General features: G+C 44.5%; 15 protein-coding genes and 2 rRNA genes. 2 read left to right on the top strand and 15 right to left on the bottom strand.

Features of this window, described 5'->3' with window-relative positions; translation table 11 throughout:
- Positions 1-46: 46 nt before the first annotated feature.
- The 6 genes from GAVG_RS00825 to GAVG_RS00805 form a co-directional block, all read right to left on the bottom strand.
- Positions 47-3109: ribosomal RNA gene (locus GAVG_RS00825) — 23S ribosomal RNA — on the bottom strand.
- Positions 3110-3482: 373 nt separating this feature from the next.
- Positions 3483-5010, bottom strand: a 16S ribosomal RNA gene (locus tag GAVG_RS00820).
- Together the 16S and 23S rRNA genes form the textbook arrangement of a ribosomal RNA operon.
- Before the next feature lie 190 nt (positions 5011-5200).
- A complete protein-coding gene (locus tag GAVG_RS07470; RefSeq protein WP_155760126.1) occupies positions 5201-5455 on the bottom strand; it encodes a hypothetical protein in 255 nt (84 codons plus the stop codon).
- Between the two features lie 116 nt (positions 5456-5571).
- Positions 5572-6447: a phosphogluconate dehydrogenase (NAD(+)-dependent, decarboxylating) gene (gnd, locus tag GAVG_RS00815; protein WP_004118197.1), complete on the bottom strand. Its 876-nt coding sequence runs from the start codon at positions 6445-6447 to the stop codon at positions 5572-5574.
- A gap of 97 nt (positions 6448-6544) precedes the next feature.
- Entirely contained in the window at positions 6545-7885 is a 1341-nt protein-coding gene (locus GAVG_RS00810) for a GntP family permease (RefSeq protein ID WP_004118196.1), read from the bottom strand.
- Between the two features lie 180 nt (positions 7886-8065).
- A complete protein-coding gene (locus GAVG_RS00805; protein ID WP_004112729.1) occupies positions 8066-8593 on the bottom strand; it encodes a gluconokinase in 528 nt (175 codons plus the stop codon).
- Positions 8594-8754: 161 nt separating this feature from the next.
- On the opposite strand from GAVG_RS00805, the gene GAVG_RS00800 reads away from it, so the two are divergent.
- The gene (locus GAVG_RS00800) at positions 8755-9495 is read left to right on the top strand and encodes a FadR/GntR family transcriptional regulator (protein WP_004112733.1); all 741 of its coding nucleotides are present in this window, start codon (positions 8755-8757) and stop codon (positions 9493-9495) included.
- A gap of 29 nt (positions 9496-9524) precedes the next feature.
- On the opposite strand, the gene GAVG_RS00795 is transcribed toward GAVG_RS00800, so the two are convergent.
- From GAVG_RS00795 to GAVG_RS00755, 9 genes are all read right to left on the bottom strand, one after another.
- Positions 9525-10358: an HD domain-containing protein gene (locus tag GAVG_RS00795; RefSeq protein ID WP_004118194.1), complete on the bottom strand. Its 834-nt coding sequence runs from the start codon at positions 10356-10358 to the stop codon at positions 9525-9527.
- 69 nt (positions 10359-10427) lie between these two features.
- A complete protein-coding gene (locus GAVG_RS00790; protein ID WP_013399429.1) occupies positions 10428-12929 on the bottom strand; it encodes a KUP/HAK/KT family potassium transporter in 2502 nt (833 codons plus the stop codon).
- Between the two features lie 200 nt (positions 12930-13129).
- Positions 13130-14110 (bottom strand): TatD family hydrolase, encoded by a 981-nt coding sequence (locus tag GAVG_RS00785; RefSeq protein ID WP_004118191.1) that lies wholly within the window; start codon positions 14108-14110, stop codon positions 13130-13132.
- Between the two features lie 65 nt (positions 14111-14175).
- Positions 14176-15972, bottom strand: a complete 1797-nt coding sequence (locus GAVG_RS00780; protein ID WP_009993850.1) for an ABC transporter ATP-binding protein — start codon at positions 15970-15972, stop codon at positions 14176-14178.
- Between the two features lies 1 nt (position 15973).
- Positions 15974-17800, bottom strand: a complete 1827-nt coding sequence (locus GAVG_RS00775; protein ID WP_009993851.1) for an ABC transporter ATP-binding protein — start codon at positions 17798-17800, stop codon at positions 15974-15976.
- 332 nt (positions 17801-18132) lie between these two features.
- Positions 18133-19881, bottom strand: a complete 1749-nt coding sequence (locus GAVG_RS00770; protein ID WP_009993852.1) for an ABC transporter family substrate-binding protein — start codon at positions 19879-19881, stop codon at positions 18133-18135.
- Positions 19882-20206: 325 nt separating this feature from the next.
- Positions 20207-22102, bottom strand: a complete 1896-nt coding sequence (locus GAVG_RS00765) for an ABC transporter ATP-binding protein (RefSeq protein ID WP_013399425.1) — start codon at positions 22100-22102, stop codon at positions 20207-20209.
- Positions 22103-22122: 20 nt separating this feature from the next.
- Positions 22123-23070, bottom strand: coding sequence for an ABC transporter permease (locus tag GAVG_RS00760; protein WP_004112747.1), 948 nt, complete (start codon positions 23068-23070; stop codon positions 22123-22125).
- A gap of 25 nt (positions 23071-23095) precedes the next feature.
- Entirely contained in the window at positions 23096-24079 is a 984-nt protein-coding gene (locus GAVG_RS00755) for an ABC transporter permease (protein ID WP_004138444.1), read from the bottom strand.
- Between the two features lie 486 nt (positions 24080-24565).
- Between GAVG_RS00755 and GAVG_RS00750 the strand changes: the two genes are divergently transcribed.
- Positions 24566-26005: a C1 family peptidase gene (locus GAVG_RS00750; protein WP_009993859.1), complete on the top strand. Its 1440-nt coding sequence runs from the start codon at positions 24566-24568 to the stop codon at positions 26003-26005.
- The last annotated feature ends 487 nt before the right edge of the window (positions 26006-26492 follow it).

Genomic DNA, 26492 nt, shown 5'->3' with positions numbered 1-26492 from the left:
CTAACACTCCATACTATCTAAGAGAATTAAACGATAAGCAATACAAGTAGTATCACAATCGCCCATTAGTACTGGTCAGCTCCACCCCTTACAGGGCTTCCACATCCAGCCTATCAACCACGTGTTCTACATGGGGGCTCACACACAAAGTGCAAGGAATGCTAATCTTGGAGCAGGCTTCCCGCTTAGATGCTTTCAGCGGTTATCCCTTCCAAACGTAGCTAACCGGCAGCGCCACTGGCGTGACGACCGGCATACCAGAGGTTCGTCCACCCAGGTCCTCTCGTACTATGGGCAGGTCTCCTCAACATTCCAACGAGCGCAGAGGATAGAGACCAAACTGTCTCACGACGTTCTGAACCCAGCTCGCGTGCCGCTTTAATCGGCGAACAGCCGAACCCTTGGGACCTGCTCCAGCCCCAGGATGCGACGAGCCGACATCGAGGTGCCAAACCATCCCGTCGATATGGACTCTTGGGAATGATCAGCCTGTTATCCCCGGGGTACCTTTTATCCGTTGAGCGATGCCACGTCCGTACGCCGGCACCGGATCACTATCTCCGACTTTCGTCCCTGCTCGACCCGTCAGTCTCACAGTCAAGCCCGCTTGTGCGATTACACTCAACACCCGATTGCCAACCGGGCTGAGCGGACCATTGAGCGCCTCCGTTACTCTTTAGGAGGCAACCGCCCCAGTTAAACTACCCGCCAGGCACTGTCCCTAACACGGATAACGTGTCGAGGTTAGACGCCAGATATGGAAAGAGCGGTATTTCACTGATCGACTCCACGCAAGCTAGCGCCCACGCTTCACAGCCTCCCGCCTATGCTACACGATCCACACCTAACGACAATACCAAGGTATAGTAAAGGTCCCGGGGTCTTTTCGTCCTTCTGCGCTTAACGAGCATCTTTACTCGTACTGCAATTTCGCCGGGCTCCTGGCCGAGACAGTGGGGAAGTCGTTACGCCATTCGTGCAGGTCGGAACTTACCCGACAAGGAATTTCGCTACCTTAGGATGGTTATAGTTACCACCGCCGTTTACCGGGGCTTAAATTCACCGCTTCACCGAAGCTAACGGATCCTCTTAACCTTCCGGCACCGGGCAGGCGTCAGAGCGTATACAGCGGCTTACGCCTTCGCACGCTCCTGTGTTTTTGGTAAACAGTCGCTACCCCCTAGCTTGTGCCACCCCCAACAGCTCAACAATGTGAAACCATATCACCATCAGGGGTCTCCCTTATGCCGAAGGCACGGGAGTAATTTGCCGAGTTCCTTGGCCAGGATTCGCCCGATCGCTTTGGTATACTCTACCAGACCACCAGTGTCGGTTTAGGGTACGAGCGGAATCACACCTCACGTTGAAGCTTTTCTCGGCAAGCAGGATCACCGGAATCAGCCTTACAGCCTACCCATCACGCCTCAGCTTAAACATCCCCCGGATTTACCTAGGAGACAGCCCACACGCTTAGCCACGGAAAACCACCTCCGCAGCCGGCTACCTACCCGCGTCACTCCCACGCTAACCTACTACCGATACGCTCCCAACACTAAACCAGAAGAAAACCCCGAAAGATAATCAACCAGAATAACGAAGGTTAGTACTCTCAGATTCAGTTCGAACGGTGTAACACCGGTACGGGAATATCAACCCGTTCATCCATTCGACTACGCCTGTCGGCCTCGCCTTAGGACTCGACTCACCCGGGGACGACGAACGTGGCCCCGGAACCCTTAGTCATTCAGCGGACAGGATTCACACCTGTCTCTCGCTACTCATGTCTGCATTCTCACTCCCGTATAGTCCACGACAAGTTCACACTGCCGCTTCACCCCATACAGGACGCTCTCCTACCCCACATGAACTAAATCATGCAGCCGCGTCTTCGGTGGCGTGCTTAAGCCCCGCTACATTGTCGGCGCGGAACCACTAGACCAGTGAGCTGTTACGCACTCTTTCAAGGATGGCTGCTTCTGAGCCAACCTCCTGGCTGTCTATGCGACTCCACATCCTTTCCCACTTAGCACGCGCTTCGGGACCTTAGACGACGATCAGGGCTGTTTCCCTTTTGACGACGGAGCTTATCCCCCGCCGACTCACTGCCATGATAAACCTAACAGGTATTCGGAGTTTGGCTGCTATTAGTACCCGGTATGGGCCCGCAAGCATCCAGTAGCTCTACCCCCTGCAAGCAATAACATGACGCTGCACCTAAATGCATTTCGGAGAGAACCAGCTATCACGGAATTTGATTGGCCTTTCACCCCTAACCCCAAGTCATCCCCCCAGTTTTCAACCTAGGTGGGTTCGGTCCTCCACACGGTCTTACCCGCGCTTCAACCTGCTCAGGGCTAGATCATCCCGCTTCGGGTCCAGGACATGCGACTAAAACGCCTTTTAAAACTCGCTTTCGCTACGGCTCCCCCACCCGGGTTAGCCTCGCCACATACCACTGACTCGCAGACTCATTTTTCGATAGGCACGCCGTCACCCCACAAAGAAGGCTCCGACGGATTGTAAGCGCACGGTTTCAGGAACTATTTCACTCCCCTCCCGGGGTGCTTTTCACCTTTCCCTCACGGTACTAGTACACTATCGGTCAGACAGGAATACTTAGGCTTACCCAACGGTCTGGGCAGATTCACGCGGGATTCCACGAGGCCCGCGCTACTTGGGAATAAACATAAAAAGACATCGCGCAACCTGCTACGGGGCCATCACCCTCTACGGCTGGGAATTCAATCCCATTCACATAACACGACATTTTATCACTCTTCTCAACCCCGTCAGAGGCTGAACAGTCAATCCCACGACCCCGAATACGCAACACCTGACGGTTATCACACGTACTCGGTTTAGCCTGATCCGCTTTCGCTCGCCACTACTCACGGAGTATCCTTTCCTGCAGGTACTGAGATGTTTCACTTCCCTGCGTACCCCCCACAAAAACTGTGGTGACCACCCATAACAGTGGCCGGGTCTCCCCATTCGGAAATCCTCGGATCAAAGCCCACTCGGCAGCTCCCCGAGGCATATCGCAGCCCGTCACGTCCTTCATCGGTCCTGTCTACCAAGGCATCCACCATACGCCCTTACCAGTGATACACCAGTAAAAAGCCTATCGCTTAACTCTCTAGACAATAAATCATCACACTAAACGATCACAAAACGATCAAGCGACTCCACCAAAATGGAGCCGGTTGAAATTGATAAAAGTAAAAACAAGCAAAACCAAAAAACAGTCTCACTATTCTTACTCGCGTCCACTATCCAGTTCTCAAACCACCAAACACCAAGAACACAAGCCAAAAACCAAAAAGCCTCAACCTGTAATCCAAGGGCCAGGACCGCAACCCCAAAAAAGGGGGGTGGCAATCCGGGAACCCAAAAGCATGCCCAACAAACTCATCTAAAAACATTAACTATTGTTTTCCACACCAGTAACCACACTCAACCGAGCGTGCACAAAAACTCCGTAGAAAGGAGGTGATCCAGCCGCACCTTCCGGTACGGCTACCTTGTTACGACTTAGTCCCAATCACGAGCCTCACCTTAGACGGCTCCATCCCAAAAGGGTTAGGCCACCGGCTTCGGGTGCTGCCCACTTTCATGACTTGACGGGCGGTGTGTACAAGGCCCGGGAACGCATTCACCGCGACGTTGCTGATTCGCGATTACTAGCGACTCCGCCTTCACGTAGTCGAGTTGCAGACTACGATCCGAACTGAGACCAGTTTTAAGGGATTAGCACCATGTCACCATGAAGCAACCCGTTGTACTGGCCATTGTAGCATGCGTGAAGCCCTGGACGTAAGGGGCATGATGATCTGACGTCATCCCCACCTTCCTCCGAGTTAACCCCGGCGGTCCCCCGTGAGTTCCCGGCATAACCCGCTGGCAACACAGGGCGAGGGTTGCGCTCGTTGCGGGACTTAACCCAACATCTCACGACACGAGCTGACGACGACCATGCACCACCTGTGAACCTGCCCCGAAAGGAAACCACATCTCTGCAGTCGTCAGGCACATGTCAAGCCCAGGTAAGGTTCTTCGCGTTGCATCGAATTAATCCGCATGCTCCGCCGCTTGTGCGGGCCCCCGTCAATTTCTTTGAGTTTTAGCCTTGCGGCCGTACTCCCCAGGCGGGACGCTTAACGCGTTAGCTCCGACACAGAACCCGTGGAATGGGCCCCACATCCAGCGTCCACCGTTTACGGCGTGGACTACCAGGGTATCTAATCCTGTTCGCTCCCCACGCTTTCGCTTCTCAGCGTCAGTAACAGCCCAGAGACCTGCCTTCGCCATTGGTGTTCTTCCCGATATCTACACATTCCACCGTTACACCGAGAATTCCAGTCTCCCCTACTGCACTCTAGCCCGCCCGTACCCGGCGCAAACCCACCGTTAAGCGATGGGCTTTCACACCAGACGCGACGAACCGCCTACAAGCTCTTTACGCCCAATAATTCCGGATAACGCTTGCGCCCTACGTATTACCGCGGCTGCTGGCACGTAGTTAGCCGGCGCTTATTCGAAAGGTACACTCACCCAAAAGGCTTGCTCCCAATCAAAAGCGGTTTACAACCCGAAGGCCTTCATCCCGCACGCGGCGTCGCTGCGTCAGGGTTTCCCCCATTGCGCAATATTCCCCACTGCTGCCTCCCGTAGGAGTCTGGGCCGTATCTCAGTCCCAATGTGGCCGTCCGCCCTCTCAGGCCGGCTACCCGTCGAAGCCTAGGTGGGCCATTACCCCGCCTACAAGCTGATAGGACGCGACCCCATCCCATGCCACTAAACACTTTCCCAACAAGACATGCGTCAAGTTGGAGCATCCAGCATTACCACCCGTTTCCAAGAGCTATTCTGGAGCATGGGGCAGGTTGGTCACGCATTACTCACCCGTTCGCCACTCTCACCAACCAGCAAGCTGGTCAGATCCCGTTCGACTTGCATGTGTTAAGCACGCCGCCAGCGTTCATCCTGAGCCAGAATCGAACCCTCCACGAAAAACTTCAATGAAGAGCCAACAAAAGGCTCCAATATAAAAGAAAAAGACGAGACATTCTTTAAGGAAAGAACATCCCAACAAAAAACCTCACCATCATTTAACCATCTCTCAGGCACCCCACAATCCGTGAGGCTGACAATGAACTGGCAATAATTAACTAATAAGTAGTACAGACACGCTCTTGAGTTCTCAAACCACCACCACACCAGCCGGCTCATCAACCTCAACCGAGGAGAACCAGCCGCGCTGAGCAGCAAGAGATAAACTTACACCAAACCCCACCAAAACGCAAACCAACACAAAACAAACACCACAAAACCATTGAAAACAAGCCAAAACATCGGCGTGTCGAAAACACGCAAAAAACCACAACAAACCACCACAACCACCAACACAAAACCAAAAACAACCCAAAAAACAAACAAAAAACCATAAAAAACACAAAACCCGGGAGTGTCGCAAACAAAAATAGATGGGCAATTAACACATAACTGCCCATCTATACAATCTTTATCTATTTTTTACCTATTTTTACCTTAGATATTTTCTAGTTATTTTGACTATTTTTTAGTGACATGGCCACCAAACTGCGCGCGCAACGATGAAACTACTCGCAAAGTGTCATCTCCACCTCCGCGAGATACTTGACGAGCCCACAATGAGCATGCGGTAACTGGGGTTGGAACACCAAGTTCAAGTGCAGCTTCAACCATCCACTTTGCTTCACCAGATTCATTAGCAACAGGAGGCATAGATTCTAATGTTGGATCGTCTTTTGCAGCGCGCGCGAATAAGTCAAGCAACCAAGACTGAACAACAGAACCTTGGCGCCATGAAGACATAACCTTAGCTGGATCATCTATTAATTCTGAACGCATCATTGTTGCAAAGCCTTCACCAAAAGCCTGCATCATCCCGTATTCAATTCCATTGTGAACCATCTTGGCAAAATGACCACCGCCAACAGCACCAGCGTGAACGAGTCCGTCAGGGCCTTCAGGCTTCAAAGTCTCGAAAATTGGTAGCATTCTCTGATAATCTTCATCGGAGCCGCCAGCCATCAATGCGTATCCACGAGTCGATCCCCAAACTCCGCCTGAAACTCCAACATCCATAAAATGGATTCCCTTTGCTTTTAATTCAGCAGAATGACGTTGATCATCAATATACCTAGTATTGCCTCCATCAATTACTAGGTCATTATCTTCGAGAAGATTGCTTAATTTTTCGATAGTTGTGTCTGTAGGAGAACCAGCTGGAACCATAACCCATACAATACGCGGACTAGAAAGTCTTTGTACCAATTTTTCTAAAGAATCAACATCTCGATTTGATTCGGCACTAACGTCATATCCAACAACTTCATGACCTCCTTCGCGCAAGCGCTTAACCATGTTTCCACCCATGCGCCCTAAACCGATAACACCTAATTGCATAATAAATTCCTTCCTTCAAATTTTTTGATAACTTTTAATAACTTTTAATAACTTTTGCAAAACTGTCACAAAACTTATTCAGATAATCTTTTTAATTTCATATGAACACAGGAACAACAGCGGAAACTAGCATAATAATTGCAAGTCCAACAACAGACAATACTGTTTCCATTAATGACCATGTTTTAAATGTTTGTCCTACGCTCATACCGAAATATTCTTTAACCAACCAGAATCCAGCATCATTTACATGAGATAAGAAGATTGATCCAGCACCAATAGCTAGTACGAGTAACGCTAATTGTACTTGATTTAGATTTGCAGCCAAAGGTGCAACAATACCAGATGCCGTTACGGTTGCAACGGTTGCAGATCCAGTCGCCAGTCTAATTAGTACAGCAACAATCCATCCAGCAAGAAGAGGATTAAGATTTGCCTGAACAATGCCCGTAGCAATAACTTTACCAATTCCAGAATCTACAAGGGTTTGCTTGAATCCACCTCCAGCAGCAACGATCAACAAGATACTTGCAATTGAGGAGAACGAAAGGCCTACCAGAGAATTTAATGTATCCCTACTCCACTTTGCGCGAATAGCAAATAATATCATCGCAAAAATAGTAGTGATTGTAAGAGCTTCAAGTGGTGTTCCAATCCATGCGATTACACTACCAAATGTAGATTTTGATTGCCCCGTAATATCAACAACACTGGCTGCAAGCATAAGAATTACTGGAAGTAAAATTACGCTAGATGCTTCCGCGAATGTAGGACGATTTTGTGGCTTATCTTCCTTCTTATTGTCTTCGTCTTGCTTAGCTTGAATAGGAACCATTTTTACCATCCAATGAACCATTAGAGGTCCTGCGATTGCTACAGTTGGTATGGCGATAATCAAACCAAAAGCCAAAGTCAATCCAAGGTTTGCGTGCAAAGCATCAATAGCAACAAGTGGTCCAGGATGTGGCGGTACAAAAGCATGCAAAGCCGATAAGCCTGCGAGCGCCGGTATTCCTAAAGCAATTACTGGCATTTTTGTACGACGAGCAACAAGAAGAATAATTGGTATAAGTATCACTACACCAACTTCAAAGAACAGTGGAATTCCAACAATAAATGCGCTCAGCGCCATAGCCCATGGAAGCTTATGTTCTGGAGCTTTCTTAAGTATGGTGTCACAAATCACGTCTGCTCCACCAGAACGCGTAAGAAGAATTCCAATAATTCCGCCTAAAGCAATGAGTAATCCAACTCCTGATGCTGTGGAACCAACTCCATTAGTAAAGCTTGTAAGACTTTTATCATATGGAACTCCTGCAATGATTGCAGTTGCAATCGAACCAATCATTAACGATAGGAAGGGATGTACTTTTACCACTGCAATAAGTACGACAATAAGCGCTATACCTAATATTGCCGCAAGAATTAACCCACTCATAAATCCTCCATGATTTTGTGAATTGTTTTAATTATTGTGATGCTTTATTTATAATTCCTTGTGATCTTTTGTTTACGATCAATGCGCTAACAACTTTGTTATTTGCGTTAGTAATTTTTGAATGTATATTTTTGTGCTGCTTTACAATTGCGCCACTTTACAATTGCTATTGTTTTGCATTTATGATTGTTTTTGCAGCTGCGATTGTTCATATGTTTTCACTGCTTTGATAGCTCTATGAACCATATCTTCAACAGAACCTTCAATCGATATAACGGTTCCGTTTTCTTCTTTACCTAGAGGCTCCAAAATTGCAAACTGACTTGGCAATAAAGATGGTGGCATAAAGTGTCCTTTACGATCTTTTAGCCTCTGCGCTATTAACTCATGGCTTCCGTTTAAATGCAAGAAGTACACGTTTAGATTTTTAGAAAGAACTTCGCGATATGACCGTTTTAATGCAGAGCTTGAAACAACTGTGTTTTCTCCAAGACTTTCACGCGCAACCATCCATTTGTTAATAAGATCCAACCAAGGCCAACGATCTTCATCTGTTAGCGCAATTCCTGCGGACATTTTATCTATATTAGCTTTTGGATGAAAATCATCACCTTCTGCCAGAGTGTAACCAAGTTGATCGCGAATTGCCTCAGAAACAGTAGACTTGCCGCAACCAGCAACGCCCATCACTACAATGTGAATCGCCATAATAGCTCCTTTGTTATTGACAACACTATAAGAATACCACACAAAGACTCTTTGTCAAAGAATTAAGAGTCTTTGATATGTTATTTTTTGAGCATGATTATATTTTCATTTTCTATTTGCTAGGATGAAACCATAAATATACATAAAACTACGAGGCAAATATGGTGTCTAATACCACACAAAGTCAAATTTCTAGTGACTTAGTGACCGAAAACGCTCCTTTACATCTATCTATAGCAGATTCTCTCGCAGATGAAATAGTAAATAACAAATGGGAGCCAAAAACTAATCGAAAACTAGAAGATATTCAAAAACAATATGGAATATCTAGAACAGTAGCTCGAGAAGCAACAAGACTATTAGCATCTTTGGGTTGCGTACAATTTCAACGCGGAACAGGCGTAATAGCTTGCAATCCAGAAAATTGGGACGATTTAAATACACGAGTAATCACATGGAAACTACATTCACCATACAGAGAAAATGAACTACGAGCATTAACAGAACTTCGTCTTGTTGTAGAACCTGCCGCAGCAGCTGGGTGTGCATTACGCGGAGATGTAGAAATACGCTATAAATTGGGCGTAATTGGTCACGATATGGTAAAAGCGGTAGAAGAAAATAGACTGGCAGATTTTCATGAATTAGATATCCAGTTCCATACTCTTTTGCTTGCAAATAGCGGTAACCCGATTTTTGCAAAACTTAGTTCAATAGTCGAAAGCGTATTACGCGGCAGAGTTGAGCTAAATCTTTATCCGCAAAAACCAAATAAAGAAGCGATATTAAACCATAAAAAGGTAACGCAGGCAATTATGGAAGGTGACGCAGCTGCAGCAAGCGCTGCTATGCACGATATTGTAGCCGAAGTAAACACTGCACTTGGATTAGCGGCTTTATAGCCATAAAAGCAAAGCTTAATCAACTTTGCCTAATCAACCTTAAGCCCAAAGAAATCTGCAAGCTTGCAAACACTCACTCTGCCATACTTATTAACCAAGAACATCCATCGTTTTGCATTTTCTTCGCCAAATCGTTCAGCTTTACATCTATATGTATCAACTGTTAAAAATCGCGGCGGAATCGACTTACTGTTGTATTTATCTGCGACCATCACAATTTCTTGTTCAATAGTTTGCGGAATATAGTCGCCAGCTGGAAGCGGTAAATTCTGAGAAACAACTTGCTCGCGAGTCAGCCCTACACCAGTATGATTACGCGCAAATTGCGCAGTATCTTCGCTAAAACCGTTATCAATCAAATAGTTGTAGCCGCGCAAGCCGTGCAAAATATAATGAGGACCGTCAAACTCCAACTTACTGTTCTCTTCGCGCGAACCGTCTTTATCTAAAACAAAATAAGTTCCGATATCGTGCAACAATCCTCCAGCAAATGCAGCATATTCGTCTACATAATCACTTGGAGCCGCACCTCCATCGATTTGAGGAAGAGATAACGGATCTAAATTTATTAATTTTTCAAGACACGACTTTGCTAAATCACATCTATTTTTTAAGTCTTTATTGATTTTAGATATTTGACAAAGCATAATCCGTTCGACGGATGCTGGCGACTTATCCGCAAAATCCTCAATACTACCAAGCTGCTTAAAAGCCAACAACTGATTTTGACGTCTTGCGATCATCCAAGAAATCGTAGCAATAACAACACAATGGCAGTGAATCAAATTGTACGCAGCTTCACTTGGCGCAGTAGCGCGATGCAACTTTTCGATCCTATTAAAATCAGGCAAATCTGCAAGCATAATTACACCGCGCTCCTTAAAACAAAGCAACACAAACAAAGCACTTGTTGCTTAGTTGCTTAAATCACTTCACTTTTTAACTGCTTTAATCTGACCAGTATCTATTCTAGCGATTTTGCCAGTGTTAGATATTTTAGATTCCTTAGTCTCCTTATTTGCAGACTTTTCAGACTTCTCAGACTTGCCATCGCTAGAAACATTTGCATTAACAATATCTCTAGCGTTCATAATAGTTGTTTGTTCAGCATCCGACGCAACATCAGACACAATTCCTGAACCTTGCAAAGACTGAACTGCTCTAGAAGAAGCAACTTCTTCTCTCTTTAAACGAGGAGGTCTACGAGTGGAAACAAACAACGGCTGAACTTCTACAACAGGATTATACGGAGCTAATCCAAACCACTTAACAGGCGTACCAGCAATATGACGAATCGCATACTTCATTTTTAGCGATAACGCACCACGCAAAGAAATATTCGACTCAGGCATCAAAGCCTTATGTAAAAGCACGTAACGAATTGGACCAATATCTGGATCCGCATCAACCTTAGGGTACACAGATTGCTGTTGCGGAAGCTCGCCAGTATGCGACAAATCGTGCATAATCTGATGCAAATACGCAGGAATCGAAGGAGAAACCTTAAACCCAAGTTTGATCTTAACGCGGAACAAATAGTCCGTACCAAAATTCTCCACGCAATATTCGCGAGTAAACGGAGCATCATCCGTTTCCACTGACACAGCCCACCACGCGCGCGCACGCTTAGGATGATCCGCAAAAATAGAGAAGAAGATTCCAGTATCCAAACGCTTCATTTCCTTATCGGAAGTCAAATAAACAATGTTATCCGCAAAATAAGGAATACGGAAATCACGATGAAGCTTATCTAGCACAGGCAGAAAATCCTTAGGCTTCATGTGCAAGCGTTGAGAACGCTCAATCTTAGTGCCATCCTTCCAAGTGAGCATAACGATAAGAATCGTAGCCCCAAGAATCATGGTAAACCAACCACCATGCATGAATTTTGCCATAGATGCTATAAAGAACAAAATCTCGATAATCAAGAACACAGTGGCAAAAATTAAAGCAGCAATCTTCTTCTTTTGATACCACATGTGAACAGTAAGAAGTGTTGTTGTAGCAATCATGGTAAGCGTAAGTGCAAGACCATATGCTCCCGAAATATGCTCTGAATCTTTAAACACAGCTAAAACCGTAAGAGTTGCAAGACAAAGCACAAAATTAACAACTGGAATATAAAGCTGACCACGAGTACGCGCAGGGTAACGCACCTGGAGATGAGGCATCCAATTAAGGCTTGTAGCTTCTGAAACCATAGTGAATGCACCAGTAATCAAAGCCTGTGATGCAATAATGCCTGCTGTTACAGAAAGCACAACTGCTACATAACGTAAATTCGGGCTGAGCATCTGGAAGAAAGGATTTAAGCCTTCTATAGACCATAATGCTTTATTGTTTTGATGTTGTAGCATCCAGCTGCCTTGACCAAAGTAGTTTAGAACAAGAGCAACTTTAATAAATGGCCACGTAACGTAAACGTTTCCACGCCCAACATGACCCATATCAGAATACAAGGCTTCCGCACCTGTTGTGGAAAGGAATATGATGCCCATTAACGCCATTCCTTGCACATTGTGCGAACTAAACAAAAACTTCAAGCCGTAAATTGGGTTCAAAGCTTCAAAAATTGCCCAATCTTCTCCAATATTCATGATTCCAACAAGCGCTAGGAATCCGAACCATATCATAACTACTATGCCGAAAACTTTGCCTATTCTTTCAGTTCCTCGCTGTTGAACCGAAAACAGAATCACAATAATAACCACGGTAATCATTAAAGATAGATTGTCGTTTTCTAAGAAAATAGGCCTAAACGCAGATATAGTTCGCAGACCTTCAACTGCAGAAGATATTGAAACTGCTGGAGTTAGAACAGAATCCGCAAGGAACGCAGCACCGCCAATCATTGCTGGAATCGCAAGCCACGCGCCTTTTCGCCTAATAAGCGAATAGAGTGCAAAAATTCCACCTTCGCCTTTGTTGTCTGTGCGCATAGCTACAAACACGTATTTTACGGTTGTGATCAGCGTGATTGACCAAAACACTAGGGATAACATTCCGTAAACGGCTTCGCGACTAATGTTTTGCAATCCGCCTTGACCAGCTAAGAATGTTTGAGCAGTGTACAAAGGAGAAGTTCCAATATCTCCATAAACAACGCCCAATGCCACTATCGACATACCTAAAGTAAATTTATCTGAGCTGGTTTGTATCTTTGCCCACCATCTGCCAAGTGGACCTCTAACCGCACTATCCGCAAGCTTTTCAGCCTCTTTAACTTCTTTAGCCTGCTGATACGCCAACGCCTCTCGTTCTTCGCGAGTGGTGGTTTTCTGAGAAACTTTTGGCGCTTTTGTAAAAGAAGCGGCTTTTAGGATCGCCTCTTTAGGGTTCGTTACTCCCTTAGCAGCCTTCTCAGACTCCTTCGCCCCGTTGCGAAGATCCTTAGCGTCATCGTTAGATAGCGCTGAAACGCGTGACTTAGTCATGCTTGATTTTTCCTCCAAAAAGTAAGACCTCTTCTTTGCAATAATCTGCCATAATAAGAAGTCGCATATGGTCTTACTGCTTACAGTTTTATTTATTTGTACCTAAATATTGTATACAATAACAGATATATAAAGCAAAGTCAGCATAGAATCCTTGAAAAATAAGGCTTAATCAAAGCAAGAATATAAGACTAGATCATCTAAAAACCGTAGATTTCTTTCGTTGTTTTTAAAGTTGACTTTGCTACTTCTAGCAAAGAACAGTCAAGCGCGGTTGCTAACGATTCAAGTGTATAAGGAACCATATAAGGCGCGTTCGGACGACCTCGATACGGCATTGGTGTAAGGTACGGCGCATCTGTTTCAACAGTTATATGATCTTTGCCAATGATTCGCGCAGATTCTTGTAAATCTTCGTTACCTTTATAGCTAATCGTTCCAGAAAAACTTGCGTACCATCCGTTTTCTTTTAGCACTTGAGCTAAGTCTTTCCCGCCAGAATAGCTGTGAAACACTGTGCGCTCTGGCGCTCCGTCTTTTAGCAAAATTTCTACAACATCACTATGAGCATCTCTATCGTGAATTTGAAGCGGCAAATTAAGCTCTTTTGCAAGTGCTATATGCGCGCGGAATGATTCGCGTTGGTAAATCCTTGCAGACTCGCCTGTGCGAAAATAGTCTAATCCCGTTTCACCTATTGCCACTACTTCTTCTGCGTTATCTACGACTAGCGAGCGCAAGTGTTGCATTGCTTCGTCAAATGAAATATCATGATACGGCTTATAAACCACCGGTAAGCCGTCTGGTCCTTCTGCTCCCCTATGACCGTGTAGAGGCGCTTCGTTGGGGTGAATCGCTATTGCAGCACGCACGCAATCCGCGTGAGCTGCCGCAAAATCTATTGTTGGCTGCCAATTTGGATATTCGCATCCAACCTCAATCATTTTAGAAACGCCTGATGCTTTTGCACTATTTACTAAGTCATCTGCACTTGGTTCCGCAATTGGTTCTCGCCCTTTTTGCGATAATTCTTGATTAAGATTTTTTGCAAAATCCACTACGCTTAACATGTGCGTGTGGTCGTCTGCGATTGTTATGCCTTCTTTAATTAGATTCTGCCATATTTCAGACTGCTCTGTTAAAGAAGGCGCCCAATTGTGTTCGCGATGATGCTTACTCATGATTTACAAGTGTAGTCGCATATTTAACGTGGCTTAAAACGTGACTTAAAACGCAACTTTTGCGCTTACTGGATCGCAGCACTAATCGCAGCGTATTGCGATTCCACAAGCCTGTAATACGCACCTTTTTGCGCCATAAGCTGCTCATGGCTTCCGCGCTCCACGATTTGCCCATGGTCAATCACGCAAATCAAATCCGCATTCTCTATTGTAGAAAGCCTGTGTGCAATTACAAAAGAAGTGCGATTTTTAAGCAATTGAGCTAATCCTGCTTGCAACGCCTCTTCTGTACGCGTATCTATATTGCTTGTTGCTTCGTCTAAAATTAGAATTCGCGGATTCGCAAGTAATACTCTGGCAAACGATATAAGCTGCCTTTGTCCTGCAGAAAGAGTGGCTCCTCGCTCCTCAATTTCCGTATCGTAGCCATTAGGCAATTCTTCAATAAACTCGTGAGCGTGAACTACGCGAGCTGCAGCTTCAATCTCTTCGTCTGTTGCGTCAAGCTTGCCGTAGCGAATGTTTTCTTTAACAGTTCCGCTAAATATAAAGCTGTCTTGAAGCATAACGCCCATTTGCTTTCGCAAAGATGCTAACGTTATTGAGCGCACATCGTAGCCGTCAATTGTGATTGAACCTTCGGAAACGTCGTAGAATCTAGAAAGCAGGCTTACAAGCGTTGTTTTACCCGCTCCAGTAGGACCTACAAGCGCAACCGTTGTTCCAGGCTCAATGTGCAAGTCAACTAAATTCAAAATCGGCTTTCCGTTCTCTTCGTAGCGGAACACAACGTCGTTTACGTCAACCCTGCCTTTAATTTGCGGCAATTCTTTTGCATCTGACTTATCTACAATATTTGGCTTAATGCTTAGCGTTTCAAAAATACGCTCCAAATACACTGAGCATGTTACGAGTTGCGTGTAGAAGTTACCAATGTTTACAACTGGCTCCCAAAAAGTACTCGAATACCACACAAATGCTATAAGCGTACCCGTGCTTATGTTCATACTACTTGCATTCATTATGCCAACGTAGTAAAGCAGCGAAATTGCTGCGCTTTCAATAATCGAAGCTCCTGGCCAAAGTAGCATTTGCACTCTAACGTTTCGCATCCACGCTTTTCTGACTCCCGACTGCTGATCTTGGAATGTAGCGTATTGTTCTGATTCGCGCGCAAAAGTTTGAGTGGTTTTTACGCCTGCGATTGATTCGTGCAAATATGCGTTAAGATTGCTTTGCTTATTTGACAGTTTTTTAGACGCTTTTCGTTGCAAAATTTGCAAAGTGCGAGTCCAGATTATAAAAACTGGGAATAATACAAGGCTCCACAATGCCATTCGCCAATCTATAGAAAACATTGCGATCAGCGTAATGATTAGCACAAAAACATCGGAAAATACGTTGATTAAACCAGACGAAAGCGTGTCGGAAAGCGTATTAATGTAGTTTACTATGCGAATCAAAATTTTGCCGTGTGGGCGCGAATCGAAGTAATCAAACGACAACGATTGCACGTGCGTAAAAATATCGCGTCGCATATCTTTAATTATCATTTGACCAAGTCGCGTAATAGCAAGCGTTCTGTATGCCAAACCAAGCTCATACAATACAATAAGCACGCCAAACAATGCAATAAGCGCATACAAATAAGAAACGTTTTTATTAGGCAAAACTACGTCTATAAGTGTTTTTGTAATCATTGGCGTTATTGTCATAATGCAACTTCCGCTAATAACAACTAAAACTATTTTGACTAGCTGCCATGCGTACGGCTTTATGTATTTGCGAACGCGCATCAACTCGTGTAAATTTACGTGCTCTTCTTGGCTTTCATCTTCTTTATAAGTGTTGCGTTGCGCCATTCTACTCACCTTTAGCCTTGTCTAAATCTTCAAATCCCAAAGCTTTGCCCATTTGCATACCAAGCTGCTTTTTGTAGATTTCCCAATATCTTCCATGCGACACCACAAGATGCTCATGCGTTCCGCGTTCTACGATTTTGCCGTGATCTAGCACAATAATCATGTCTGCGTCTTTAACAGACGAGATTCTGTGCGCAATTGTGATTACTGTGCGAGAACCATCTAACTTTTTTAGCTCTTTTTGAATATGCTCCTCAGTTTCCATGTCTACTGCAGAAGTTGTATCGTCCATAATCAAGATTGCAGGATTATTAGCTAGCGCGCGAGCAAGACTTAAGCGCTGCTTTTGGCCGCCCGAAAGACCAACTCCTCGCTCGCCTACTACAGTTTCGTAGCCTTCTGGCATATTCATAATAAAATCGTCTGCATCTGCGATTCTTGCCATACGCCTAATCGTGTTATCTAATTCTTTGCAATTTTCCTCGTTTTGAGGCAACCCAAAGCCAATATTTCCTGCAATCGTATCGGAAAACAGAAATGTTTCTTGCGCAACTATGCTAACTTGATTTCTAACAATTTCTAAAGGCCATTCGCGCACGTCTTTTCCATCAATTAAAACGCGGCCGCGCGTAGGATCATAGAATCTTGCTATAAGACTTACAAGCGTTGACTTTCCAGACCCCGTTTCCCCTAAGATTCCAAGCTTTGTTCCTTCTGGAACATCTAAATCAATATCGCTTAAAACTGGGGAATCAAGATCATCTGGGAACGCAAAATCAACGTGTTCAAAAGTTACATGGCCCTTTACCTTAACGTTTTTCTCGGAGGCAGATGGCAAATCAATATGCGATTCTTGCGTGAGAAGCTTACGAATATTTACGCATCCTGCGTTGAATCGCTGCCAATCGTTAATAAGCCACCCAACCATTCTTACTGGCATGTGGAGCATCCAAAGAAAACTGTTAAACGTTACAAACGCGCCCAAAGTCATGCTTCCGTTAAGCACAAGCCATCCGCCAAATCCTACTGTTACAAGCTCTAGCGCAAAGCCCATGCCGTCAAGCCATGGCATGTATTTTTGCGTGTTTTTTGCAAGCGTAATATTGCAATTAAAATAATCTTCGTTGCATTTATCGAATTTCTGTGTTTCAAAAGGCTCGCGCACAAAAGCTTTTACAACACGATTGCCTTCAATATTTTCTTCTACCATTGAATTCATTCGCGCAAACGATTCGCGAATCGCAAGGAACTTTGGCCTAGCATTCTTGCCCATAAGTCTTGCAAGCCAGAACAAAAATGGCGTAATTGCCATAAGTGCTAGCGCTAGCTGCCATTGAATTGAAAACATTATAACTAGCGCAAACACAAACATCACTACACAATCAAGCGCCATATAAGACACCCAGCTTAAAACGTGGCGAATCGCATCCGTATCCGAAGTCATGCGACTCATAATGTCGCCTGTGCGCGTGTGATTAAAGTACGTAAAATCAAGCGAATGTAGCTTCTCGTACTCGTCGCTTACAAGGCGATACACGGCATTTTGGCCAAACTTTTCCATTAGAAGCTGGTAGATATACCTTGAGCCAACGCGAACAATCATCATTGCAACCATTAGCACGCATACGTTAAGAAGCAAATCATGCTGTTTGCCAATAATTATTTTGTCTACAATAAAGCCCGAAAGTAGAGGCATTGTCATTGCCATTGTGTCGTTTATAGTAAAAAGAACTAGCGATACGCCTACTCTCCACATATCTGGCTTACAATATTGCAAAACCCAGCGCACGTTACTCGCGTCTTTGCGTTTATTTGGATTTACATACATGCGCTAGATTCTCCCTTATTTTTGACTTTGTTTTTTGAGACTTAATCTTAAATTTATAGTTTAATCGACAGCTCTTGTTTGGTGTTGAGCGAGTTTCATAGCGAGCGCTTATTCCTCACGGCATAGCCGTTCGGCTGATTTGGCATGTGAAGCACACCGTGCTTCACAATTGAGCCAAATCACGCTTTGAAGGAGCTTGAAATCCTGTTGATTTCAAGCTCAGTCAAAGCGCACTCAAAAGCATGTGGCGTGCAGCCAAAGACCACACGCCACATGCTATAAGTTAAGCAATCAGCTTAGTAAACTTGCGCGAGTTATCGCTACAAATTTACTCACTTCTGCCAACCAATGTTTTCAACAAAAACGTTAGCATATCCAGCAGGACCGCCGTTAGCGAAGCCCTTCTTGTATGCCTGATAGGTTGGAGGAGCAGAAACTGGGAGTGTACCATACTCGGCGAAAGCCATGGACTCACCCTTATTGGCCAATGCAGTCTGTTCCTTGTAATCGTAGGTCTTGCCAATCTTGGCTAGAACGGCATCAATCTTCTTGCTGCCAGTGCCAGTAAAGTTGGAATCGCTCTTAGAACCGTATACCTGGGAAGCGGATGCCAAGAAGCTCAATGGAGATTGGGAAACCCAAGCCATTGGAAGCATCTGGAAGTCGAAGGAGCTTACAGTCTTAGAGAACTTAGATGCAGGATTGTTTACAGTCTTGCACTTCATGCCAGCCTTCTTCATCATGGCCTGGAATGCGTTAGCAAGAGCTGCCTGAGTAGAGTCATCGCCGAAGAAGGTGAATGTGAACTGAACGGTCTTGCCATTCTTAGCGTAGTAACCATCTTTGCCCATCTTGTAGCCAGCGGCTTCAAGAGTCTTCTTAGCGTTTTCTACGTTGAACTTAGCATCAGCTGGGAGGTTGTTCTTGTAGCCAGCCTGGAACATGGAGAGAAGCTCAGAACCTGGCTGCTCGATCTTCCAGCTCATACCCTGGAACTGAATCTTGTTGTAGGTAGCAACGTCGAATGCCTGAACAACAGCCTTACGCACTGCCTTATCCTTGAATGCGCCAGCCTTTGCGTTTAAGTTAATAACACGAATCTTGGTGCTGTAGCCGTAACGGAGCTGAGCGCCCTTAACGCTACGAGCAGCCTTGATCTTATCCTTGGTGGAGATGGAATCCACGGAATCGATTTCGCCGTTCTGGAAGGCGTTCATTGCAGCGGTATCTTCCATACGCTTTACAACAACCTTATCGAGCTTTGCCTTCTTGCCCCACCACTTTGGATTGCGCACGAAAACAACCTGATCTTCGGTTGCGGACTGAATCTCGAATGGACCTGCACCCCACTCGTTGTGAGGATTATTTACCCAACCCTGGTTGAACACAGTAGGATCGGTTGCCTTTGGATGAACCAATGGAGCGAAAAGCAATTCCCAAGTTGCGCATGGCTTATTGTACTTAACGATTACTTGCTTAGGATTTGCACCCTGCTCAACGGACTCAATGCAGTCATAGCCCTCGTGAGATGGTACAGAGTAGGCTTCGTTCTTGCCATTCATAACTTCCCAAGTAGCCTTGAAAGCAGTGTAATCGATGTCTGTACCATCGTTCCACTTAGCCTTTGGGTTCAAATCGTACTGAACTACGAGTGGCTTGTCGCTAACCTTCTTAACAGAAGTAATGTAATCAGGGTTGTACTTAACCTTCTCGCCCTTAACAGTGTCGTAATAAGGAAGCGATGGCTGGTAGAAGCCCCACAAAGTGCTCATATAAGCGGTATTACCGTCGTTAGAAGCGTAGTTCCAGTTTGGACCCATGTCGGAAAGCGAGAACGTGTAAGTACCGCCATCCTTAACATTGTCACGAGGCTGTGGATTGTCATAACGCTTGTCAACCTTAGGCATTGGAAGAGCGCCAGTGTAGGAAGTATCCACACCTGCGGCTGGCTCTTCGGTCATACCGCCCTTGGCCTTATCTGCTGTAGTAGCAGTTGTGCCACCGCAAGCGCCGAGTAGCATTGCAACAGAAAGTGCAGCTGCGGCGAATACAGTTAATTTGCCTGCATTAGTTTTTTTCATGATTCCTCTCATTCCCCAGAAATGATGTCCGCTTTCTGGTATGTGTGTAGAGTATATCTAATCTTTTGACATTTTGTGTTACGACTTTTTTAACAAATACTGAATTTAAGCTTTTGTTACTTAAGATTTAATCCATAAAAAAGAAAATTAAATACATAAAACAGTCAAACAGAAAATTTTTTAGTTTATTTTAATTAAAAAACAAAATATATTACTTTTTTTAGAATTTATGTGCCTGTAACAAAAAATCGCGTGTGTCTTGCATAACACACGCGATCAAAATTGCCCTAAACAAAAGTTTAGGCGTATTCACAAAAGATTAGAATCAGACGCTTGCAACGTCATCAAACGAATCTTCTTCATTGAGAATAATACGCTTACGATTCTTCTCAATCGCAGGATCTGGAATTGGCACAGCACTAATCAAAGCCTTAGTGTACGGATGCTTAGGATTATCAAACACCTCATCCGTTTCGCCAGATTCAACAATGCGTCCGTGGTACATAACAGCAATTCTGCTAGAAATATGACGAACAACCGCCATGTTGTGAGCCACAAACAAGTAAGCAACACCCAACTTGTCTTGCAAATCTTCAAGCAAGTTGATGATGCCAGCTTGAATAGAAACATCCAAAGCCGAAACAGGCTCATCAAGAAGAAGCAGCTTAGGGTTTACAGCCAAAGCGCGAGCAATAGCAATACGCTGACGCTGACCACCAGAGAACTGCGTTGGGAAGCGATCAACCTGATCTGGATTCAGCTCAACAAGCTGCATAAGCTCCGCAATACGCTGACGAATCTCTTCTTTAGACTTCTTTTGAACATGAAGAGGCTCTGCCAAAATATCGTAAACAAGCATACGAGGATCAAGAGAGCTCATAGGATCCTGGAACACGTATTGGATCTTAGAACGAAGCTCGCGACGCTGCTCTTTAGTCAACTTATCGTTAAGATCGGTGCCAAAAACTGTAATAGAGCCAGCTTCTGGCTTCTTTAAACTCATGATTTCCATCAAAGTAGTTGACTTACCAGAACCAGATTCGCCAACAAGGGCCACAGTTTCGCCTTCGCGAATCTCAAGGTCAATGCCATCAACAGCGCGAACTTCGCCAACCTTGCGTCGCAAGAAACCGCCACCAGTAATTGGGAATGTCTTAACTAAGCCCTTAACATCCAAAACAACCTTGCGATCCTCGCGAGGAATGCCCTCAAACATTGGCTTAATAGTTTTTTCGGTTTCTGCATGAAGCAGCGCACGAACGGTTTCGCTTTCTGCCTCAAGACCCATCATATCGCTAGTATCTCCACTCTTTTCTTCTGCCATCAACATATCCATTGTTGGCTTAGAGATTGGAGTTAAGCGGCGAGTACGCTTTTGGTCAACGCGCGGAACAGCGCCAAGCAAGCCGATTGTGTATGGCTGAGTTGGGTGAGTAAAAATCTCTTCAACGCTATTATGCTCAACCAAATGACCCGCATACATAACAATAACTTCGTCTGCAACGCCAGCAATAACACCCAAATCGTGAGTAATGAAGATCATTGCGGCGCCAGTTTCTTTCTGCGCTTTCTTCAAAACATCCAAAACCTGAGCCTGAATCGTAACATCCAAAGCGGTAGTAGGCTCATCAGCAATAATAATATCTGGGTTGTTAGCAATTGCCATTGCAATCATAACGCGCTGACGCATGCCGCCAGAAAACTCGTGAGGGAAAGCCTTTAAGCGCTCAGCTGGCTTAGTAATACCAACCAAGTTAAGCAATTCAATAGAGCGCTCACGAATCTGATCTTCGGTCATATTTGGATTATGAATAACCAAAGCTTCCTTAAGCTGATCTCCAATAGAAAACACTGGAGTTAAAGCAGAAAGAGGATCCTGGAACACCATAGCAATATTCTTGCCACGAATCTTACTCATCTCTGCATCAGACTTCGTTAACAGCTCTTCGCCCTTATAAACAACAGAACCCTTAACAGACGCGTTCTTATCCAGCAAACCCATAACAGCAAGAGAAGTAACCGACTTACCAGATCCAGATTCACCTACAATACCAATGGTTTTTCCGCGGTACAAATCAAAATTCATATTGCGTACTGCATGAACCGTACCAGCTTCCGAAGCAAAGCTAATTTGCAAATTGCGTACAGAAAGAAGTGGTTCGTTGTTCTGATTTTCCATCACAGAATCTTCCTTAATTGCGTCATTCACCATATCAGTCATGTTTAAACCTCCAACAAGCCTTACTCGGCCTTACCAACAGACCTAGAATATGGATCAATCGCATCGCGAAGACCATCGCCAATAAGCTGAACAGAGAAAGTCAAAATAACCAAAACCGCAGAAGGAACCAAAAGAACCCAAGGAGAGGTCATAACGCTACTTTGACCAACATTAAGAAGAGTACCCAAAGAAGTATCTGGAGCCTTGATACCAAGACCCAAGAAGCTCAATGCGGTTTCGCCGTTGATTGCACCAATAACACCGAGAACCGTATTAATAATCAATACAGAACCAAGATTTGGAACAAGGTGGCGAACAATAATGCGGAACGAAGAAACACCTTCAAACTTGGCTGCGCGCACATATTCACGCTCGCGCAAACTCAAAGTCAAAGTTCTAAGCGTACGAGCATAACCAATCCAACCAAAGGAAGTCATACCAAACGCAAGCCAAAGCCAATCATTGCCACCAGTCGCGGAGCTAACAATCAAAGCAATAAGCAAGAAGGATGGAACAATCAAAAGCATGTCCAAAACCCACATGCCAACTTGCTCAAACCAACCCTCAAAGTAAGAAATAGCAGTACCAACCAAAGCAGCAATAATTGTAATAGAAATGGAGCTTACAATGCCAATAGAAAGTGAGCGACCAAGTCCGCGAACAACCATTGCATACATGTCTGATCCGCCAGGAGTTGTACCAAGCCAATGCTCTGCGCTAGGAGGAGTTGCAAGAGCCGTAAAATCAGGCTCATCGTAGCCCCACTTACTAATCTTAGATCCAAACAAAGCAAGAAGAATCAAGAACACAAGCAAAACCAAGCCAACGACGGCAGACGGTCGCCTAAAGAAGCGACGCGTATAAAGCGTAATTTTGCCAGTTCGCTTAAAATTACCCCAAGAATTAGCATTTGCCTTTTTGTCTGCAACAGACTCTTGAGACTTTGAAGATACATCTTTTTTACTCATATCAATCACCTACACTGTTGCACAATTAATTCAAGCGAATACGAGGATCAAGCCAAGCAGAGAAGATATCTGCCAGCAAAGCTCCAGCCAAAGTACACACAGCTCCGAATGCAGCAATAGCAACAGAACCATTAATGTCGTTATTAGAAATCGTCTGCACAAAATAGCTACCCAAACCGTTAATTGCAAACACGGTTTCAGTAATAACGGCGCCCGTAAACACACCTGCAATTGAGAAGGCAACATCTACGGCTGTAGGAATCAACGAAGTACGCAAAGCGTGGCGGCGAATAGCAATGTTCAAAGGCAAGCCCTTAGCACGAGCAGTGCGAACATAATCAGCATTCATAGTGTCAAGCAAATAAGTGCGCTGCGTAAGATGGTATCCAACCATGCCAGGAACAGTCATAACAATTGTCGGCAAAATCAAATGCTGTAAGAAGTCAAGAACAAAAGCAATAGGGTTAGAACCTTGATAAGAATGCAATCCCGTAACAAAGAATAAACGAGAGCCAGCAGCATTGTTAACGCTAATTGCAGCTAACACAATAAGCAATCCAAACACAGCAGCTGGAACAACAAGCAAGAACGTAGCAATAGAGTTAAGAACTCGATCCTGCCACTTGTACTGACGAATAGCAGTATAAACGCCAACACTAACACCGAAAACAATACCAAGAACAGTTGCGCAAGTAACTAATTGGACAGACGCACCAATACGAGCCGCAATCGCAGGACCAACAGGAGCCTGCTCTGGGCTTAATCCCCAATCCCAACGAGTAAGAACGCCAGTAATCCAACGCAAATATCTCGTAATAACTGGAGTTTGGTCGTTAATGTTCGCCAAATCCAAAGAACGGTTAATCGAAGGAATTGGTGGATGCGGATGCCTAGACATATAATTCGATCGCGGATCCATAAAAGCACTTGCCAAGAAATACGTCATGGATACGGAGACAAACAGCATCACAACATAATTCAGGCATCGTTTAACGATGTATCGTATCATTGTGACTCTTTTCTACGTCTAACCATTGTTACCTCCATCTGGTAACTGCAAGCCTAAAGCTTGCACACTGCCATCGTTTGCTATACCCAGTTGCAAAAGCAAATCAAAAGCATACTCAAGGCACACTTAAGTAAGCCCTCATAAATGGGACATGTAATTAGTATATTTTTAGCTAACCTATGTACATTGCTTAAAATAAACATGCAATAATACGGAATAAATATCAATTATCACAAAAATTAATACACAAAATCAACAAAACATCAGAATATTTAACGGAATTATTTAAATTTTACGAAAATTAGTTTCGTAAATCGTAATAAAAGTGTAAATACAATAACATTTCGTACTAACAAAACACATTGCAATTAGTTTTACTAGCATCCTATTAAAAAAGCACAGACCACGCAAAACGCTACTCGTGCATTGAACACGCTACAATAACGCTTATTCGCCTATTTTCAACCTAACAACAAAAGGAGATATATGTCTGAAAACGTAAAAGCCGTTACCATAGACAACGTGCGCGAATATTCCAAGCATTTTAACGAACAGCGAGCAAATCGAGTAGCCGCAAACGCTTCTGTAGCAAGCGGCGTTCTTAAAGCTGCAACAAGCTATCAAGGACAACGCGCTTTACCACGCAACTTCTCCATAGAATTAAAACAAGGATCAATAACAAACCAACAGCACTCTGGACGTTGCTGGATGTTCGCTTCCCTTAACACTTTGCGTTACGAATTAATGCACAAGTGGAATTTAGACGACTTCGAGTTTTCCGAAAGCTACTTGTTCTTCTGGGACAAGATTGAAAAGGCAAATGCGTACTTGGAAAACGTGTTGGCAACATTAGACGAAACCCTAGATAGTCGAATCTTTGAAAACATTAACTACGGTCCGATCGACGACGGCGGATGGTGGCAAATGTTCGTTAACTTGGTAAACAAGTACGGACTCGTGCCAAAGAGCGCATACCCAGATTCACAAAATGCTATTGACTCAGATGCATTCGTACAATACATAAATACCAAGTTGCGCGAATTCGCGGCTGAATTGCGCGAAGCACACAAGAATGGTACTTCCATAGAAGAGTTGCGCGAAATGAAAATCCGCGACCTTGAAACCGTATACCGTATGACAGCTATCGCACTTGGCGAGCCACCAGAGCGCTTCGACTTTATTGCACGTACTAAAGATGACGACGATAAGAAGGACGAAAAGGACGACAAAAAGAACGAAGCCAAAGAAGACGAAAAGAAAGACGAAAAGCCAAAGACTGGCAAAGACGATCGTCCAATGATTCGCGAATATGGAATTACACCACTAGAATTCGCAAAGAAATACGTTCCAATTGACGTAAACGACTTCGTAACAATGTGCAACTCACCTATGAAACGCACTCCGTTCAACAAGCTCTATCAGTTAAAGTACAGCACGAACGTAGCTGAAACTGAAGAACTGGAATTTGTTAACGTTCCAATTGAAGTATTCCGAAAAGCAGCTGTCGATCAGCTAAAAGACGGACATCCAATCTGGTTCGCATGCGATTGCACTCAGTTCTCACTCCGACAAGATGGATTCTTTGATCCTGCAGTTGTGCGCGTAGATGAACTGTTTGATGTGAAATTCACATTCGACAAAGCTAAAGGTTTGGAATACATGGATTGCCCAGGCAACCATGCAATGACATTCACAGGTGTGAACCTCAATGAAAACGGCGAGCCAGATCGCTGGAAGATTGAGAATAGCTGGGGCAAGGATAACGGCGAAGACGGATACTATGTTGGATCCGCGCAGTGGTTCGACCGCTACGTTACCGAGGTAATCATCAACAAGAAGTATCTCGACGAAGCAACTCTAGCTATCTTAGACCAAGAGCCAGTAATGCTTGAACCATGGGAGCCGCTTTCAAAGCGCTGCCGCTAAACTCGATATAGAGTGTAACTGATTTATAAACGCAGATTGCCAACGCAGTCTGCGTTTTTTTGACCCAAATTCGTTAGATTTGTCTCTCTCGTGAGACATTTGTAACGATTTTTGGCTTAATTTCGTTATATTTGCATCATCGATGAGATATTTGTAACGTTTTTTGGCTTAATTTCGTTACATTTGTCTCGCTCGTGATGCAAATATAACGCTCGCGACATTCTCTGTTTACTGTTGCTAGAGGGCTGGCTAATTCTTGTCTCACAACGCTCCGCCTATTACGTGTAGTCTAGAGTTGCGGTTGTTCCGTTTTGTCTTTGATTTTTGTTTTTGGGTTGAAGTTTGTTTGTAGTGGTTGATCATTGGATTGTTTGATATCGGCTGCCGCTCTTATACTGTTCGACCAAGAATCACCCAGCCCTCTTACGTACTTGAACAATTGCGTATTGCTTGATCACCGAGATTCTCGATTTTTCTTGCTCTCTCG

This window comes from Gardnerella vaginalis ATCC 14018 = JCM 11026 (genome assembly GCF_001042655.1).
In the GTDB taxonomy this organism is placed as follows: domain Bacteria; phylum Actinomycetota; class Actinomycetes; order Actinomycetales; family Bifidobacteriaceae; genus Bifidobacterium; species Bifidobacterium vaginale.
This window is presented reverse-complemented; position numbering and strand designations above follow the sequence as displayed.

What these genes read in the sequence shown, in the direction of transcription:
- gnd (WP_004118197.1), bottom strand. Translation starts at nt 6,447, where the DNA reads ATGCAATTAGGTGTTATCGGTTTAGGGCGCATGGGTGGAAACATGGTT.
- GAVG_RS00760 (WP_004112747.1), bottom strand. Translation starts at nt 23,070, where the DNA reads ATGAGTAAAAAAGATGTATCTTCAAAGTCTCAAGAGTCTGTTGCAGAC.
- GAVG_RS00770 (WP_009993852.1), bottom strand. Translation starts at nt 19,881, where the DNA reads ATGAAAAAAACTAATGCAGGCAAATTAACTGTATTCGCCGCAGCTGCA.
- GAVG_RS00795 (WP_004118194.1), bottom strand. Translation starts at nt 10,358, where the DNA reads ATGCTTGCAGATTTGCCTGATTTTAATAGGATCGAAAAGTTGCATCGC.
- GAVG_RS00785 (WP_004118191.1), bottom strand. Translation starts at nt 14,110, where the DNA reads ATGAGTAAGCATCATCGCGAACACAATTGGGCGCCTTCTTTAACAGAG.
- GAVG_RS00755 (WP_004138444.1), bottom strand. Translation starts at nt 24,079, where the DNA reads ATGATACGATACATCGTTAAACGATGCCTGAATTATGTTGTGATGCTG.
- GAVG_RS00765 (WP_013399425.1), bottom strand. Translation starts at nt 22,102, where the DNA reads ATGACTGATATGGTGAATGACGCAATTAAGGAAGATTCTGTGATGGAA.
- GAVG_RS00775 (WP_009993851.1), bottom strand. Translation starts at nt 17,800, where the DNA reads ATGTATGTAAATCCAAATAAACGCAAAGACGCGAGTAACGTGCGCTGG.
- GAVG_RS00780 (WP_009993850.1), bottom strand. Translation starts at nt 15,972, where the DNA reads ATGGCGCAACGCAACACTTATAAAGAAGATGAAAGCCAAGAAGAGCAC.
- GAVG_RS00750 (WP_009993859.1), top strand. Translation starts at nt 24,566, where the DNA reads ATGTCTGAAAACGTAAAAGCCGTTACCATAGACAACGTGCGCGAATAT.
- GAVG_RS00805 (WP_004112729.1), bottom strand. Translation starts at nt 8,593, where the DNA reads ATGGCGATTCACATTGTAGTGATGGGCGTTGCTGGTTGCGGCAAGTCT.
- GAVG_RS00790 (WP_013399429.1), bottom strand. Translation starts at nt 12,929, where the DNA reads ATGACTAAGTCACGCGTTTCAGCGCTATCTAACGATGACGCTAAGGAT.
- GAVG_RS00800 (WP_004112733.1), top strand. Translation starts at nt 8,755, where the DNA reads ATGGTGTCTAATACCACACAAAGTCAAATTTCTAGTGACTTAGTGACC.
- GAVG_RS00810 (WP_004118196.1), bottom strand. Translation starts at nt 7,885, where the DNA reads ATGAGTGGGTTAATTCTTGCGGCAATATTAGGTATAGCGCTTATTGTC.